Genomic DNA, 14,565 nt, shown 5'->3' with positions numbered 1-14,565 from the left:
TTTGGAGTCAAGGTTTTTTATTTTTGAGTATAAAAGATTTCTGACGTGACGCTTCCCTAAATATGAACATTTTGTGATGTTTTTATGTCAAAAACGTAACGATTTTTATCGTTTAACAAAATGTTCATAGGTATATCAACAATACGGAGTAGATAAAGATTATATTTATTTCGAAGAGGACTATAGTAGAAAACTATCAGATGAGAGAGAGCTTTTAAGGTCAAGGAGGATTAATATGCTTAAAAAAAGGTTAGTGGCATTAATAGTGATCGCTTCATTTCTAACAAGCTGGATACTGCCCAAAGCTTATGCGGAAGCAGACTTTCAGCCGGAAAAATTCCCTTATAAGGCGATGCAGATTCAGGTAATGCCAGAGTTTGACTACCCAGAGGATTGGGCTTCAAGAGAAGTTCCTTCGCTATTAGTGGGGATGTACGGGACGATTACAAATAAGACCGGACAGGACTATAACGGAAAAATTGAACTTGCGGTACCCGCAAAGGAAAAAGGTTTTGATGCCTTCCTGGTAGCCGAATTTCCCGAGGAAAACAAGCCTGAGGTTCAACGTCCATATGACGTAGACCTGGAGAAGGGGATCATCAGCTGGAAACCGGGAAAACCGATTAAAAATAATCAAGAATATCAGTTTGTCATTGAGTACTACACCCAATCGATTGATGTAAAAGATCAGAAAAGCTTTACCTATGAATTTACGAATAAAGCAGAAACAGAACAGCTTGATGTCATTTTTTATGCACCGATGAATGCAAAAGAAATCAAGCTTGAGCCAAAGGCGCAAGAAAATTCCAAAAATGAGTATGGCGAGGAGCTTTATTTCTACCAATATAAAAATGTCAAAGCTGGTGAACCGTTGAAGTATTCCTTCTCCTATAAAAAAGATGGGACGGAATCAACAATGGAGGCCATCTCCAAAGCCCAGCCGCCTAATGATAAAAACCATGAGGGTGTCAGCGGCAGTGCGACAGACCAAATTTTGGGAGACAACAGCAAGGATGGAGGCAAGAGTCCAATCATTGGAATCGGCGGGGCATCGATTATCGGGATTGCCATCATCATTGCTGGAGCCTTCGTTTACCTAGGATTAAAGGCCAATTCCCAAAGTCAGGCAAAAATGTCCAAACAAAATAAACAGCCCCAAAAAAGACAAGGGCCAACCACAACTCAAAAGGTGAATAAAGCAGTCAGCAACGAAGCCAAGAAAGAACTGCGCAAAAAACTATTAACCGGAAAAATTGACCAAGAAACGTACGATGAAGAAATGAAAAAATTAATCTAATGAGGTGATTTGGATGAAAAAGAATACACTCGTCATGCTTGGCGGATTTATTATTGCTGGTGCAATTGTTTTCCTCTTAATGGCCGCAACCCCTGGATCGAGTGGTGTTGAATTGACAATGAAAGAGCTGTTGGCAAATCAACAAGACTATAAAGACGATTTTGTTACCGTAGAAGGACTGCTGGTCGAAGATTCTATTAAATGGGACGCAGACAAAATAGAATTGAAATTTGATGTAAAAGATAACGACGGCAACATCATGCACGTGATTCATAATGGAACAAAGCCGGATAACTTCTCAGATGGCGTTATTACCATTCTTCAAGGTGCACCCACTCAAAAGAATACCTTTGTTGCAGAAACCGTCAAAACGCGCTGCCCTTCAAAATATGAAGGTGAAGATATGAAAAACTATGATCCTGAAACACATAAAGAAAAGCTAAATCAGCCACCGAAGGAACAATAATAGGCAAACTTAAGAAGGTGACGAAATGTACTTATTTGCTAATGCAACCATATATATCGGATTGGCAATCGCGATATATTCACTATTAATTATGACACTAGGAATAAGCGTAAAAAATCAAAAAATGGTAAACAGCGGTAAAGGCGGACTTATTGCACTTCTTGTTTGTACATCCCTGGCCATGCTGTCCATGTTCTACTTGCTTGCAACTTCACAATTCCAGTACGAATATGTATCTGATTATACGAGCAGCGAGCTCCCGGTTATCTACAAACTCACAGCCCTTTGGGCAGGCAACGCCGGCTCCCTGTTACTGTGGACATTCTTTCTAACACTATATATCGCAATGATTGCCTTCTCAAGAAAGATGAAAGGCAACCCGATGGTTCCTTACATTTCATCCATCTTGCTGGCAAACGCGGTTTTCTTCTTTTTCATTCTAGGGTTTGTTGCCAAACCATTTGTTTTGCTTGATCAGGTTCCGCTAGAAGGAAAAGGCTTAAACCCAATGCTACAAAATCCGGGAATGATTATTCACCCTGTAACACTTTACCTCGGATATGTAGGGCTTGCCATACCATTCGCGTTTGCAATGGCAGCGTTACTTTTGAAAAACGTTGATGATTTTTGGATTAAAATGACCAGACGCTGGACGATTATCGCCTGGTTATTCCTAAGCCTTGGCAACATTTTTGGCGGCCAGTGGGCCTATGTCGAACTAGGATGGGGCGGATACTGGGCATGGGATCCGGTTGAAAATGCCTCGTTTATGCCATGGTTGACCGCTACAGCCTTCCTGCACTCTGTCATGATTCAGGAACGGAAAAACATGTTGAAGATTTGGAATATCAGTTTAATTATCGTTTCATATGCCTTGACTCTATTTGGTACCTTCCTGGTTCGAAGCGGCGTGCTGACATCTGTCCATGCATTTGCCAATTCTAATCTAGGATTATATTTCCTAATTTTTATGGCAATTGCAACCATCTTGGCATTATACGTGCTGATGAGCCGTTACAACCTTTTAAAACGGAGTGCAGGTGAATTTCAATCATTTGTTTCAAAGGAAAGCAGTTTCCTTGTAAACAACTTGTTGCTTGTTGGTGCGGCATTCGCGGTGTTCTGGGGAACTGTATTCCCGCTCGTTTCCGAGGCTGTACGAGGCACGAAGGTTACAGTGGGACTTCCTTTCTTCAACAAGGTGGAAGCACCAATATTATTATCAATGATGTTCGTAATGGCAGTTTGTCCGCTGCTGGCATGGCAAAGGTCAACCGTTAAAAATCTCAAGAAAAACTTTATGATTCCTGCCATTCTTGCAGTAGTGGCGATGGTACTGATGGTAGTATTAGGCATCACAAAAGCCTGGGCCGTGATTGGTTATGGTGTTATTGCTCTATTGTTAGTTACTCACTTCTTGGAGTTTTATAGAGGTGTCAAAGCAAGAAGAAAGATGACAAAAGAATCACCGCTCGTCGCTTTATACCGATTAATGATCCGCAATCGCCGTCGCTACGGTGGATATATCGTTCACCTTGGCATCGCCTTTATCACTATGGGGATTATCGGTTCACAGAACTATGACGTGGAAACAATGAAAACCGTTCCGCTGGGCGGTTCGATAGAGTTGAAGGATTATAGATTAAACTACGAGCGTTTGGATCAAAAACGTGAAGGTATTAACGATATTGTCTATGCCGATGTAACAGTATTTAGAAATGGTAAAAGAATAGGGACCTTCCAGCCTGAAAAAGTCTTTTACGGCAACTGGGAGCAGCCTTCATCAGAAGTGGCGATTATTTCATCTATTAAAGAGGACCTCTACATTGTGCTAAGCGCCTGGGAAAATGACGGCAAAGCAACCTTTGTTGTCAAAATTAACCCTATGATGAACTGGATGTGGTTCGGTTCATTTATGATCGTCATCGGTGCCCTTTTCGCTGTATGGAACGGCAAATATGGAAACGTCACTCCAAGATACACTGGAGTACGTAAAGAGGTGTCTTAATATGAAGAACAAGTTTTATGTCGGGCTCCTCGTACTAGCGTTTATTTTTCAAGGTTCATTCCTAGGTGTGGAAGCAAAAGAGTTTGACTATAAATCTCCTGAATTTAAAGCAGTCGCTCAGCAGTTTGCCTGCACATGCGGCTGCGGGCAGGACCATTACGAATGCGACCCGAATACATGCAACTTAACCACTGAATTTAAAGCAGACCTGGTTGATATGATGAATAAAGGCTGGGATAAAGATAAAATTCGTGAGTATTATGTCAACATTTACGGCGAAGAAATTCTGACATCCCCCGAAAAAAAGGGTTTTAGTCTTACAGCATGGGTCCTTCCTTTTGCAGCATTAGGCGGGGCTGGAGCAGGCTTGTATTTCGTGATTCGCAAATGGGTAAAACGGAGAGGCCCAGAGGAAACTGACATGATCACCCAGAACCCTGAGGAGGAAGTGGAAAGCGAAATTCTTTCTTCCATCATTGACGAAGAACGCAAAAAGTATCTTTAGGATGTGAACAAAATGCAGGATATTTCCATCATTTCGATGATCTTTACAGCCGCATTGGCACTGACCTGTTTATTTCTAATATTGGCACCGTTATTTAAGTGGGATACGTATTTACATTTCGCCCCCAAAAATCAGGATTTGGCGTCAACAAAGGAAGCATTGTTGACAACATTAAATGAATTGGAATTTGAGTACAAGATGGATAAGATTTCCCACAATGATTACAAGCATTTGAAGAAGCAATACGAAATGGAAATTGCCAAGATTATGAAGGAAGAAGAGGACGTGGCCGTCACAAAAGTCGACCAGGATTTAATGGCTGAAGTCGAGAAAGAGATTGAGGCGCAAATGAAAAGCTATAAAAACAAAAAGGGGGAAGGAAAGTGATCAGAAAAATCACCGTTTTCCTCCTTGGACTGATGCTGTTCATTCCGATTCAAGGATTGGCAGCTTCAGATTCAAAGATTGTTGCGGATATGCAGTATATCGTAGTCGGTCCGGCTGAAGATGGTTCTTCTACGTATTTAAATAATCGAAGCTACTATGTCAACTCCAGTGCCGAGGAATACAAGGGTGACGGTCAAAGTGAGGCCGTCCTGACTGTAACACTTCCAGAAGGAGCGAAGGACTTAAATTTCTTGGATAGCAAAATTGCCGCAAAACAAATCGACAAAGGGTTTATTACAACAACTCCGGTTAGGCCTAATGAGCGGATTGAACTGGCATATAGCTACCGAATGGATAAGGGAAAAGACATAAAGTTAACCATCAATTATCCAACACAATCACTGATGATGCTTGTTGAAGAAGGAAATGGCCGCGTTGAATTTAACGGGGTGACTTCAACAGAACCGGAGCTTTTGAATATGGATGGCAAGAACTTTTGGCTTTATTCACTTGAAGATTTAAAAGCTGACCAGACTTTTACTATGGTATATAAGCAAGATGTTCAGCCTGCGGTTGATTCTTCAAAGCAGGAGCAGACAGCTAGTAACAGCGGGGCAGCGAGCAATGTTACCCATACGGCCCCTGCCTTCCATAACCCGGGCCATTTGCGGATGTGGGCGCAATCCCCATTGCGCAGCTTCGACCCGCATATCTTTTTGATTATTGTCGGAGTGATCGTCATTGCTGGAATCTCCTATTATGTCTACTTCAGACGAAAAGCGAGATTGGAGGAAGAGCGGCTAGGAGCAGATAAGGAAGAGAAAGCATTTAAACTGCTGATGACCAAGCAAAAAGCGATTATGGATAAAATCATTGAACTGGAAGAAACCTTTGGCGATGGAAAGCTTTCCGAGGAGGAGTACCAAGCCAAGCTGGATGCCTATAAACAGCATCTGGTACAGGTAAAATTGAACTTACGCAATTTCGTGGACTAGCAGCCGGAATGGGAGGGACCGCAATGATAGAAATTAAAAAGCTGACGAAGCAGGCTGATAACAAGCTGATCTTACGTGGCGTAGACCTCTCGGTAAAAAAAGGGGAAACAGTAGCCATCCTTGGCCCAAATGGAGCGGGGAAAAGCACGCTGTTAAAAGTTTTGGCCACCTTAATCAAACCCACATCGGGGTCAATTAAAATCAATGGCTTGGATTTAAAAAAGAACCAGATTGCCATAAAAAAAATGCTAGGTTATTTACCCCATTCCAGCTTGCTGTACGATCATTATTCACCATTGGAAAATTTGATTTTCTTTGGTGATTTATATGGAGTTAAGAATTCGGAACAGCGGGCGATTGAATTAGTTAAAGAAGTTGGCTTAGGCTTCTTTTTAAACGAGCCGGTGAAAAATTTTTCACGGGGGATGATTCAACGGATTGCCATTGCTCGTGCGATTATCCATGAGCCGGAAATCCTGCTTTTGGATGAACCACATACAGGGCTCGACCAGGGAGCAATCTCCATTTTGAATAATGTCATTCTTAACATGAAACAAAAAGGCACAACGACATTAATGGTTACACACGATTTCAAACAGGCAGCCGAGATTTGCGACAGAATCATCATTGTGAAAAACGGAAAAATTGTTGATGATTTCACAATCGAGCAGCCATCATTAAGCGTTGTCTCGGAAAAATACGAGCTTCAAGTGGAGGGAGTATCATGAATCTCTTTTCATCGGCCCTCTTACTGGCAAAAAAAGATTTACTTTCGGAATTAAAAACAAAGCAGATATTGGTTACTCAGATTATCTTTGCGGCCTTGGTCATTGTCGTGTTTAGCTTTGCGTTTGATCCGGCCAACAACACGACAAAAGCTGTGATTCCAGGAGTCATATGGGTTATTATTGTGTTTGCCGGAATCTTGGGCCTCAATCGGTCGTTCATATCTGAACAGCGAAATGACACGATGCAAGGTCTTCTAGTGGCACCGATGGAAGCAGCAAGCATCTTCTTGGGCAAGTTTTTTGCCAACTTTACGATGATTTTAATCGTCGAAATTGTTTCCATCCCATTCTTGTTCTTGTTATTTGATTTTAAAATGACCGGCAGCATTGCTTACTTTATACTCGTCATCTTTGTCGGAAGTTTTGGCTTCGTATCGATTGGCACTTTCTTGGCTGCATTGGCCGCCAATTCCAAAAGCAGTGAAATGCTCTTGCCATTATTGCTGTTTCCGATTACAAGCCCAATCTTGATCGGTGTTACCCAGGCAACAAGGATTATTTTATCCGACATGAGCAAATTATCGAGTGCTTTAGCCTGGACGCAGATGGTCACCGCTTATGATGTGATTTTCTTTGTTGTTGCTTTATTACTAATTGATTATGTGCTGGAGGTTTAACAAATGAGTATGAATCTCGAACGGGAAAAAACGTCCCTTCCTGCCGCGCAGCTGCCGAATGCAAAAAGCTCGAGCCTGCCGAAACTATTATTCTACGGAACCGTCATTTCAATGCTGGCCTCCTTGTATTTCATCTTCATTTTTGCAGAAGAAGAAAAAACGATGGGAGCGGCACAAAAAATCTTTTACTTCCATGTCAGCTCGGCATGGGTTGCATTTTTTGCCTTCTTTGTCACCTGTGTACTAAGTATTTTGTTCTTAATCAAACGGAAAAGAATTTTCGATACCTATGCCTACGTTTCCGCTGAAATTGGCGTTGTGTTTACGCTGATTGTCCTGACAACGGGCCCAATTTGGGCAAAATCCGCCTGGAATACATGGTGGGTTTGGGAACCGCGGTTAATTACAACTTTGATTCTGTTCTTCATTTATATTGCATACATTATGATTCGCCATATGGATGGTGTTTGGGATAAAAAAGCTAGACTCGCTGCAGTATTTGGCATTATTGGCTTTGTGGACGTACCGATCGTATTCTTCGCGATTCGCTGGTGGCAAACGAAACTTCACCCGATTGTATTCGGTGAAGGACAGAACCAATCAGGCGGCGGAATTGCCCCAACAATGTTGGTCGCCCTGCTTGTGTCGATTGCGGCCTTTACCGTCCTTTTCGCTTATTTGTTGAATAAGGGTGTTACCGTTGAAAATATGAAACTTAAAGTTGAACAGTACAAAGAAAAAATAAGGGAAAGTTTAGATAAATAATAGGAGGAATCACTGATGAATTACGAATTTATGTATGCTGCCTATTCCGTTGCCTGGGTGATTATTTTTGCGTATATATTTATCATTGATAAAAAACAAAGCAAGATCCAAAAGGAAATCGAATTCTTAAAACAGATTGAGAAATAAACTAGTGGAGGAAGTCCAATGAACCAGCGGATAATTAAGCCACTTGTGTTGATTCTTATCGTAGGCATGTTCGGCTTTTTCGGATACAGTCTGGTAACAAAAGGCGAACATACCGATGTTGGCGATAAGGCCTATAATTTTGAACTGCCCAATCTAGATGGCAGCACGACCAAACTCTCCGATTACAAAGGAAAGGTCGTCATCTTAAATTACTTCGCCAGCTGGTGCGCACCTTGTAAGGAAGAATTTCCGGAGCTTGCCGCCTTCCATAAAGACTATGGCGATAAATATCCATTAATCATGATGAACCGCGGTGAAACAATGGATAAAATAAAAAAGGCCACAAAGAACAATCAAGAGGGAATGATCTATTTATTTGACTATAACGCTAAGATTTCCAAGAGGTACAATGTTACCGGCCAGCCTGAAACGTTTGTCATCGATAAACAAGGCGTAATCAGGGAGCACTACAACGGGCCGGTTACAGAAATGATGTTATACAACTGGGCAAAAAAATACGATAAATGATACTAAAGGGTTGAGCCATAAACGGGGCTTAATCCTTTTTTTTTGCCTAATTCTAGCATTCTAATTAAATAGATTTAGCATCTTTTAAAAGAATTGGTCGATTTGAAAGTCATATTGTGGCTAAGCAGGCATACATTTTAAATAATGAGACAAGCAAATCAAGGAGGAAGCCTTTGTGGAAAGTATTCTTAACTTTTTGCCGAAAAAAATTGCCTGCCTAGTCGATCAAATCCCTCCTAATCAAAAAGAAGAATTGGAAGAAATTCGAATCCGGGTCGACCGCCCGATAGAAATCACTATGAAGGGAGCTCCTCGCTTCTTACCGTATATTATCCAGCCTGATGATGCTTCCCAGTTGATGAATAAAATTAGCCAGTTCTCTATTTATGCATTGGAAGAGGAACTTAAGCGCGGATATATTACCGTTTCGGGAGGACACAGAGTCGGCCTTGCAGGGAAAGTGATTCTCGAAAATGGCATAGTGAAGGCGATTAGAGATATCTCCTCCTTCAACATTCGTATCGCCAGAGAGAAAGTGGGAATTGCCGAACCAATTATCCCATATATTTATCAGGAAAATTGGATGAATACCATGATAATCGGGCCGCCGCAAACAGGAAAAACGACATTGCTGCGTGATATTGCCAGAATGATTTCTACCGGAACGGGGGCGATCCCGGCCTCCAAGGTTGGTATAGTCGATGAGCGCAGCGAGATTGCCGGATGTGTCAATGGTGTCCCCCAATTAACTTTTGGTTACCGCCTCGATGTACTTGATGCCTGCCCAAAAGCGGAGGGGATGATGATGTTGATTCGTTCCATGAGTCCAGAGGTAATCGTTGTCGATGAAATAGGCCGCAAGGAGGATGCAGACGCGATTCAGGAGGCTGTTCATGCCGGGATCAAACTGATCATGACGACACATGGGACAAGTATAGAGGAAATAAACAAACGGCCCTCTTTAAGGGAAATTCTCAGCCTGAAAATCTTTAAGCGGTTTGTGATTCTCAGCAGAAAGTCGGGACCCGGGACAATTACGAGAATAATCGACGACACGGGAAAAGAATTGTCTCGAAAAGTGAGCGTGACTTAAATGGTAAAAGTAATTGGCGCCATTTTTATTATTGTTGCTACGACAGTCGTTGGTTTTGAAGCGGCGAGGCATTTTAGTGAACGGCCAAGGCAGCTTAGGGCACTCCGTTCGGCGCTTCAATCGCTGGAGGCAGAGATTATGTATGGTCATACTCCGCTGCATGAGGCGGCAAGGCGGCTTTCAGCCCAACTGTCAAGGCCCCTGTCAGGATTTTTCGATACCTTTGCCAAGAAGCTGATGGATACCGAAACGACCGTTAAAGAGGCTTGGGAAACTAGTTTACGAGAGGTATGGAAATCAACTGCATTAAAACAGGGCGAATTTGAGATTATGAAGCAATTTGGCGAAACCCTTGGCCGCCATGACCGCTTTTCCCAGCAAAAGCATATTATGCTGGCTCTTTCCCATCTTGAGAGGGAGGAAGCTGACGCCGTTCAAGCGCAGGCGACTTATGAAAAAATGGTAAAGAGTCTCGGATTTTTATCAGGGTTACTGCTGATTATTTTATTATTTTAGGGGGAAAAGCAATGGGTTTAGAAGTCGATATCATTTTTAAAATAGCCGGTGTCGGCATTGTTGTCGCTTTTTTGCATACGGTATTGGATCAGGTGGGAAAAAAGGAATATGCGCAGTGGGTAACGCTATTTGGGTTTATCTATATCTTGTTTCAGGTAGCCTCGATTGTGGACGACCTGTTCCAGAAAATTAAATCCGTGTTTTTGTTCCAATAGAGGGGAGGGCTTTGCTATTGAAATCATAAAAATAGTCGGCGTAGCTCTTATTGCCACTTTCCTTGCCTTAATCATTAAGGAACAAAAGCCAAATATTGCGTTCCTGTTAATTGTCTTTGTCGGGAGTGCCATATTTATATTTTTGGTGGACAAGATTTATGAAATTATTCACATGCTCGAACGACTTGCCATCAATGCCAAAGTGAACTTGGTCTATATCGAAACGATTCTGAAGATAATCGGGATTGCCTATATTGCAGAGTTCGCCGTCCAAATCACCAAGGATGCTGGCCAGGGGGCGATTGCTTCCAAGATTGAACTGGCCGGTAAAATCATCATACTCGCGATGGCGATTCCGATTTTGACAGTTTTAATTGAAACAATCATCAAACTGATTCCGAGCTAGCGTCGCCATTTTTTTCCTAAAAGTAGAGGTGTCCTAAAATGAAGCAAAGGCTGCAGCTTATTCCGATTTTGACTCTGTTATTGTTTATTTTCTATGCGCCATCTGTCCAAGCTGCCGAAGAATCCACCCCGCCTTCAACCCCGACAGCGGCGCAGGACCTCGTAGATGCTCAGCTCGAAAACCTGGATTTGTCCCAACTAAAACAATTTTGGCAGGATATCACTGATAAATATGGAGGCTTTCTTCCCGAAAGCCAGAAAGGAAGTCTTTACGACTTCATTAAAGGCGAGAAACAATTTTCTTTTAAACAATGGGGAATGGGATTTTTAAAGTTTATCTTCCATGAATTTGTCGCAAACGGAAAGTTGCTTGGTTCGTTAATCCTGTTGGCTGTTTTCAGCATGTTTTTGCAAACGATGCAAAATGCATTTGAAAAAAGCAATATAAGTAAAGTGGCATATGCCATTGTTTATATGGTGCTGGTGATCCTGGCCCTTAACAGTTTTCATATCGCCATCACCTATACAAACGAAGCGATTGGCACGATGATATCCTTTGTTCTTGCCCTGGTTCCGCTGTTGCTGGCGTTAATTGCCGCCTCCGGAGGGCTGATATCTGCCGCGTTTTTCCATCCGGTCATTTTGTTCTTAATGAACATGAGCGGTCTGTTCATGCAATACATCATACTGCCGCTGTTGTTTTTGGCCACCTTGCTCAGCGTTGTCAGCACGATGTCAGATCAATATAAAGTAACCCAGCTGGCCGCATTACTCAGAAACTGGAGCATCGGTTTAATGGGATTATTTTTAACTGTATTCCTTGGGGTCATTTCCGTGCAGGGCGCATCGGCGGCGGTTACCGATGGAATTACGATTCGGACCGCCAAATTTATTACCGGCAACTTTATCCCGGTAATTGGCAGAATGTTTACCGATGCCACGGATACCGTCGTCAGTGCCTCTGTCCTGTTGAAAAATACTGTAGGCATTGCCGGTGTAGCCATCCTGCTGATTATCGTCGCCTTCCCGGCCCTGAAAATTTTAATGATATCGTTTATCTACAAGTTTGCTGCTGCTATCCTGCAGCCTCTTGGCGGCGGCCCAATCATTACCTGCCTGGATATTATCAGCAAGAGTGTGATTTATGTCTTTGCGGCGCTGGGAATTGTCTCGCTTATGTTTTTTTTGAGTATCACCGTCATCGTGGCGGCAGGAAATTTGACGATGATGATGCGATAGGGGTGCGTAGCTGAAATGATGGAGTTTATAACCGAATGGGTAACGAATATCATTCTCTTTGTCCTGTTGGCTGTTGTCATTGACATGCTTCTGCCCAATTCTAGCATGCAGAAGTATACAAAAATGGTGATGGGGTTATTGTTGATTGCAATCATTCTCACCCCGATCTTTAAAATCATATCGAAAGATTTTGAGGGTGCCATTGCGGCCATACCCGATTATCACGCACCTGGTGAAAAAAATATGAAAAATTTAATAGATTTGAAGAAAAAAGAAATACAAGCCTCCCAGCATGCATATATTTTAAAAGAAATGGCTGTCCAGCTAAAAAAGGATGCAGAGGGGGAATTGATGGAGCAATACGGATTGGAGATCGCGAACATTGAATTTGAAACAGACGAAGAAATGGACATGGCAAACCCTGAAAACCTCCAAAAGGTAATCGTTCTTTTAAAGCATCCGGACACGGGCAAAACGACAGTCGAAGCGATTAAACCGGTCGTCATTAATACGGAAACACCTCTTCCATCTAAAAAATCAACAGCGGAAGCAGAAAAGGTTGCAGCATTTTTATCGGAAAAATGGAATGTGACACAAGGAAAAGTAGAGGTTTCGATTGAAGGGGGGATCAAGAACAAGGATGGATAAACGATCAGGACCACTATCATGGTTGAAAAAGTGGCTCAAATTGGACGAGAATGCTGAAAAAAAACCGGGAAGAATCCAGTATATGCTGTTGGTGCTTTGCATTGGCGCCGCTTTTATGCTGGCAGGTAATATTCTTTTTAAACCTGAAAATAACTCTTCTGTCGCTCCGGCGGCAGCGGGTAAAGAGGCTGACACGGAAGACGTCGAAGCCTTCGGCATGAAAAAAAGTGCCGGAAATAAGACGATTGCCGAATATGAAGAAAAATATGAGGAGCGGCTAAAACAGACCCTTGAAGAAATGCTCGGGGTAAATGATGTGACTGTCGTTGTTAATATTGATTCAACCGACCGAAAGGTTTTTGAAAAGAACAGCAGCGTAAAATCCCAAACAACTGAGGAAGGAGACCGCGAAGGCGGTCAACGGAAAGTGCAGGAAACCTCCGAAGACGAACAACTTGTGATTATCAGAAATGGGGAAAAGGAAGTACCGATTGTGGTGGAGACCAAAAAGCCGAATATTCGCGGGGTTCTGGTTGTAGCCAAGGGTGCTGATAATATTCAAGTAAAAAAATGGATTGTCGAGGCAGTGACGAAGGCTTTGGATGTACCAAGCCACAGGGTAGCTGTCTTGCCTAAAAAATAAAAAGGGGGAAGTTTTGAATGCTATTGAAAAAACAAACAGTTTGGTTACTAACAATGTTAAGTTTAGTGGTTGTCTTATCAGTCTATTACATTACCTCACCGGAACAAAAAGCAAATGACCTCACTGTAATGGAACAAAAGGGACAAAAACAGGCCAAAACGAAACCGGAAGCGAAAGATGGCAAAACCGTTGTATCGACTGTTGCCGGTGACGTTGCATTTGAAGAACTGAGAATGGAGCTTGAGGAATCCAGGAGCAAGCAAAGGGAAGAATTAACAGAAACGATGGGGACAACGAGCTTGCCTGCTGATGACCGGTTAAAGGCAAAGGATGAGATTGATCGATTAAGGGATATTTCCCAAAAGGAAGAGTATCTTGAGACGATGATTAAAGCAATGGGCTATGAGGATGCCCTTGTTAGAGCAGATGGAGAAAAGGTCAGCGTCACCGTTAAATCAAAGAAGAAGCATACGAAGGCTGAAGCAAATAAAATTATTCTGGAAGTAAAAAAAGAAATCAGCGACAGTAATTTCGTTGCCGTAACTTTTCAGCCGGCTAAATAATGATTTTAAAAGGGAAGCTAACGATGCTTCCTTTTTTTTGCCCTGGTTTCCTACAGTCAAATTTCACTTTTTAATTAAAAAATATTAAGATAAAAAGTGAGGGCCTGGGTGAAATTGTTTTCATGGTTGAAGTAAGGTTATTGAACTTTTACAAAGTATTAAGGTATAGTATTAGTATCTAGTCTTAAAAAGATATTCCGAGGAGTGTTACCTAATTATGTTAAAGGTACAAGAAATCAGAGAATTAATTAAATTAGTAGACCAATCAAGCATTGATGAATTTGTATATGAAAATGACGGTTCAAAAATCAAAATGAAGAAAAATGGCGGAGTAACCGTTACAGCAGTACAACCGGCACCACAGCCTGTTGTTCAAGCGGCTCCCGCACCAATTCAGCCAGTTTCCTCCCCGCAAGCGGCGCCAATTGCTGCTGTCCAGGAAACAATCCAGGAATCGCCAAAAGCAGAAGCAGCAGATGAACAGGCTAACCTTCAAAAGATCACATCCCCGATGGTTGGTACCTTCTACGCAAGCCCGAGCCCGGATGCAGATGCATATGTCAAGGCCGGGTCAAAGGTTTCAAAGGATTCCATCGTCTGTATCGTCGAGGCGATGAAGTTATTTAATGAAATCGAAGCGGAAGTAGACGGCGAAATTGTAGAAGTTCTCGCTAAAAATGGACAGTTAGTTGAATACGGACAGCCGTTGTTTTTAGTGAAGCCTGAATAAGGAGCGTAAC

General features: G+C 42.3%; 20 protein-coding genes. All 20 read left to right on the top strand.

All coding sequences use genetic code 11. The annotated features are described in order from the left end of the window. Positions 1–235 precede the first annotated feature (235 nt). The 20 genes from M3234_RS09770 to accB all read left to right on the top strand — a co-directional run bounded on the left by M3234_RS09770 (position 236) and on the right by accB (position 14,555). Positions 236–1,297: a hypothetical protein gene (locus M3234_RS09770; RefSeq protein ID WP_262304552.1), complete on the top strand. Its 1,062-nt coding sequence runs from the start codon at positions 236–238 to the stop codon at positions 1,295–1,297. A gap of 13 nt (positions 1,298–1,310) precedes the next feature. Further along, entirely contained in the window at positions 1,311–1,763 is a 453-nt protein-coding gene (locus M3234_RS09765) for a cytochrome c maturation protein CcmE (protein WP_066312375.1), read from the top strand. Positions 1,764–1,788: 25 nt separating this feature from the next. Beyond that, positions 1,789–3,771 carry a heme lyase CcmF/NrfE family subunit gene (locus tag M3234_RS09760; RefSeq protein ID WP_262304551.1) on the top strand — a complete coding sequence of 661 codons (1,983 nt, stop codon included), beginning with the start codon at positions 1,789–1,791 and terminating at the stop codon, positions 3,769–3,771. 1 nt (position 3,772) lies between these two features. Next, positions 3,773–4,276, top strand: coding sequence for a cytochrome c-type biogenesis protein CcmH (locus M3234_RS09755; protein ID WP_262304550.1), 504 nt, complete (start codon positions 3,773–3,775; stop codon positions 4,274–4,276). 12 nt (positions 4,277–4,288) lie between these two features. After that, on the top strand, positions 4,289–4,663 hold the full coding sequence (locus tag M3234_RS09750; RefSeq protein ID WP_262304549.1) for a hypothetical protein: 375 nt from the start codon (positions 4,289–4,291) through the stop codon (positions 4,661–4,663). After that, entirely contained in the window at positions 4,660–5,658 is a 999-nt protein-coding gene (locus M3234_RS09745; protein WP_262304548.1) for a hypothetical protein, read from the top strand. Before M3234_RS09750 ends, M3234_RS09745 begins: the two co-directional genes overlap by 4 nt. Positions 5,659–5,681: 23 nt before the next feature. Then, complete coding sequence (ccmA, locus tag M3234_RS09740) at positions 5,682–6,386, top strand: heme ABC exporter ATP-binding protein CcmA (RefSeq protein ID WP_262304547.1); 705 nt, start codon at positions 5,682–5,684, stop codon at positions 6,384–6,386. After that, the gene (locus tag M3234_RS09735) at positions 6,383–7,063 is read left to right on the top strand and encodes a heme exporter protein CcmB (RefSeq protein ID WP_262304546.1); all 681 of its coding nucleotides are present in this window, start codon (positions 6,383–6,385) and stop codon (positions 7,061–7,063) included. Before ccmA ends, M3234_RS09735 begins: the two co-directional genes overlap by 4 nt. 3 nt (positions 7,064–7,066) lie before the next feature. Continuing rightward, positions 7,067–7,828 (top strand): cytochrome c biogenesis protein, encoded by a 762-nt coding sequence (locus M3234_RS09730; protein ID WP_262304545.1) that lies wholly within the window; start codon positions 7,067–7,069, stop codon positions 7,826–7,828. A 15-nt stretch (positions 7,829–7,843) separates the two neighbouring features. Continuing rightward, positions 7,844–7,975 (top strand): CcmD family protein, encoded by a 132-nt coding sequence (locus M3234_RS09725; protein WP_082692951.1) that lies wholly within the window; start codon positions 7,844–7,846, stop codon positions 7,973–7,975. 18 nt (positions 7,976–7,993) lie between these two features. Further along, complete coding sequence (locus M3234_RS09720; RefSeq protein ID WP_262304544.1) at positions 7,994–8,503, top strand: TlpA family protein disulfide reductase; 510 nt, start codon at positions 7,994–7,996, stop codon at positions 8,501–8,503. 175 nt (positions 8,504–8,678) lie between these two features. Further along, positions 8,679–9,596 (top strand): stage III sporulation protein AA, encoded by a 918-nt coding sequence (gene spoIIIAA, locus M3234_RS09715; protein ID WP_262304543.1) that lies wholly within the window; start codon positions 8,679–8,681, stop codon positions 9,594–9,596. After that, positions 9,597–10,112 carry a stage III sporulation protein SpoIIIAB gene (gene spoIIIAB, locus M3234_RS09710; protein WP_262304542.1) on the top strand — a complete coding sequence of 172 codons (516 nt, stop codon included), beginning with the start codon at positions 9,597–9,599 and terminating at the stop codon, positions 10,110–10,112. 11 nt (positions 10,113–10,123) lie between these two features. Then, positions 10,124–10,327, top strand: coding sequence for a stage III sporulation protein AC (gene spoIIIAC, locus M3234_RS09705; RefSeq protein ID WP_007084610.1), 204 nt, complete (start codon positions 10,124–10,126; stop codon positions 10,325–10,327). Between the two features lie 16 nt (positions 10,328–10,343). Next, complete coding sequence (gene spoIIIAD, locus M3234_RS09700) at positions 10,344–10,733, top strand: stage III sporulation protein AD (RefSeq protein WP_301337170.1); 390 nt, start codon at positions 10,344–10,346, stop codon at positions 10,731–10,733. Positions 10,734–10,771: 38 nt separating this feature from the next. Then, positions 10,772–11,971: a stage III sporulation protein AE gene (gene spoIIIAE, locus M3234_RS09695; protein WP_262304541.1), complete on the top strand. Its 1,200-nt coding sequence runs from the start codon at positions 10,772–10,774 to the stop codon at positions 11,969–11,971. Positions 11,972–11,989: 18 nt separating this feature from the next. Then, positions 11,990–12,619, top strand: a complete 630-nt coding sequence (spoIIIAF, locus tag M3234_RS09690) for a stage III sporulation protein AF (RefSeq protein WP_262304767.1) — start codon at positions 11,990–11,992, stop codon at positions 12,617–12,619. Further along, the gene (gene spoIIIAG / locus M3234_RS09685) at positions 12,612–13,262 is read left to right on the top strand and encodes a stage III sporulation protein AG (RefSeq protein WP_262304540.1); all 651 of its coding nucleotides are present in this window, start codon (positions 12,612–12,614) and stop codon (positions 13,260–13,262) included. The genes spoIIIAF and spoIIIAG overlap by 8 nt, the downstream gene beginning before the upstream one ends. 17 nt (positions 13,263–13,279) lie before the next feature. Then, the gene (locus M3234_RS09680) at positions 13,280–13,825 is read left to right on the top strand and encodes a SpoIIIAH-like family protein (protein WP_262304539.1); all 546 of its coding nucleotides are present in this window, start codon (positions 13,280–13,282) and stop codon (positions 13,823–13,825) included. Positions 13,826–14,042: 217 nt separating this feature from the next. Beyond that, entirely contained in the window at positions 14,043–14,555 is a 513-nt protein-coding gene (gene accB / locus M3234_RS09675) for an acetyl-CoA carboxylase biotin carboxyl carrier protein (protein WP_262304538.1), read from the top strand. The last annotated feature ends 10 nt before the right edge of the window (positions 14,556–14,565 follow it).

Origin of the sequence: Neobacillus niacini (assembly GCF_023715785.1) — a bacterium.
Taxonomy (GTDB): domain Bacteria; phylum Bacillota; class Bacilli; order Bacillales; family Cytobacillaceae; genus Neobacillus; species Neobacillus niacini_E.
The sequence above is the reverse complement of the archived record's forward strand: the minus strand, read 5'-3'. Positions and strand labels throughout refer to the sequence as shown.

Excerpts from the sequence above, each read along its gene's own strand:
- M3234_RS09770 (WP_262304552.1), top strand. The coding sequence starts at position 236 with ATGCTTAAAAAAAGGTTAGTGGCATTAATAGTGATCGCTTCATTTCTA.
- M3234_RS09765 (WP_066312375.1), top strand. The coding sequence starts at position 1,311 with ATGAAAAAGAATACACTCGTCATGCTTGGCGGATTTATTATTGCTGGT.
- M3234_RS09760 (WP_262304551.1), top strand. The coding sequence starts at position 1,789 with ATGTACTTATTTGCTAATGCAACCATATATATCGGATTGGCAATCGCG.
- M3234_RS09755 (WP_262304550.1), top strand. The coding sequence starts at position 3,773 with ATGAAGAACAAGTTTTATGTCGGGCTCCTCGTACTAGCGTTTATTTTT.
- M3234_RS09750 (WP_262304549.1), top strand. The coding sequence starts at position 4,289 with ATGCAGGATATTTCCATCATTTCGATGATCTTTACAGCCGCATTGGCA.
- ccmA (WP_262304547.1), top strand. The coding sequence starts at position 5,682 with ATGATAGAAATTAAAAAGCTGACGAAGCAGGCTGATAACAAGCTGATC.
- M3234_RS09735 (WP_262304546.1), top strand. The coding sequence starts at position 6,383 with ATGAATCTCTTTTCATCGGCCCTCTTACTGGCAAAAAAAGATTTACTT.
- M3234_RS09730 (WP_262304545.1), top strand. The coding sequence starts at position 7,067 with ATGAGTATGAATCTCGAACGGGAAAAAACGTCCCTTCCTGCCGCGCAG.
- M3234_RS09725 (WP_082692951.1), top strand. The coding sequence starts at position 7,844 with ATGAATTACGAATTTATGTATGCTGCCTATTCCGTTGCCTGGGTGATT.
- M3234_RS09720 (WP_262304544.1), top strand. The coding sequence starts at position 7,994 with ATGAACCAGCGGATAATTAAGCCACTTGTGTTGATTCTTATCGTAGGC.
- spoIIIAB (WP_262304542.1), top strand. The coding sequence starts at position 9,597 with ATGGTAAAAGTAATTGGCGCCATTTTTATTATTGTTGCTACGACAGTC.
- spoIIIAC (WP_007084610.1), top strand. The coding sequence starts at position 10,124 with ATGGGTTTAGAAGTCGATATCATTTTTAAAATAGCCGGTGTCGGCATT.
- spoIIIAE (WP_262304541.1), top strand. The coding sequence starts at position 10,772 with ATGAAGCAAAGGCTGCAGCTTATTCCGATTTTGACTCTGTTATTGTTT.
- spoIIIAF (WP_262304767.1), top strand. The coding sequence starts at position 11,990 with ATGGAGTTTATAACCGAATGGGTAACGAATATCATTCTCTTTGTCCTG.
- spoIIIAG (WP_262304540.1), top strand. The coding sequence starts at position 12,612 with ATGGATAAACGATCAGGACCACTATCATGGTTGAAAAAGTGGCTCAAA.
- M3234_RS09680 (WP_262304539.1), top strand. The coding sequence starts at position 13,280 with ATGCTATTGAAAAAACAAACAGTTTGGTTACTAACAATGTTAAGTTTA.
- accB (WP_262304538.1), top strand. The coding sequence starts at position 14,043 with ATGTTAAAGGTACAAGAAATCAGAGAATTAATTAAATTAGTAGACCAA.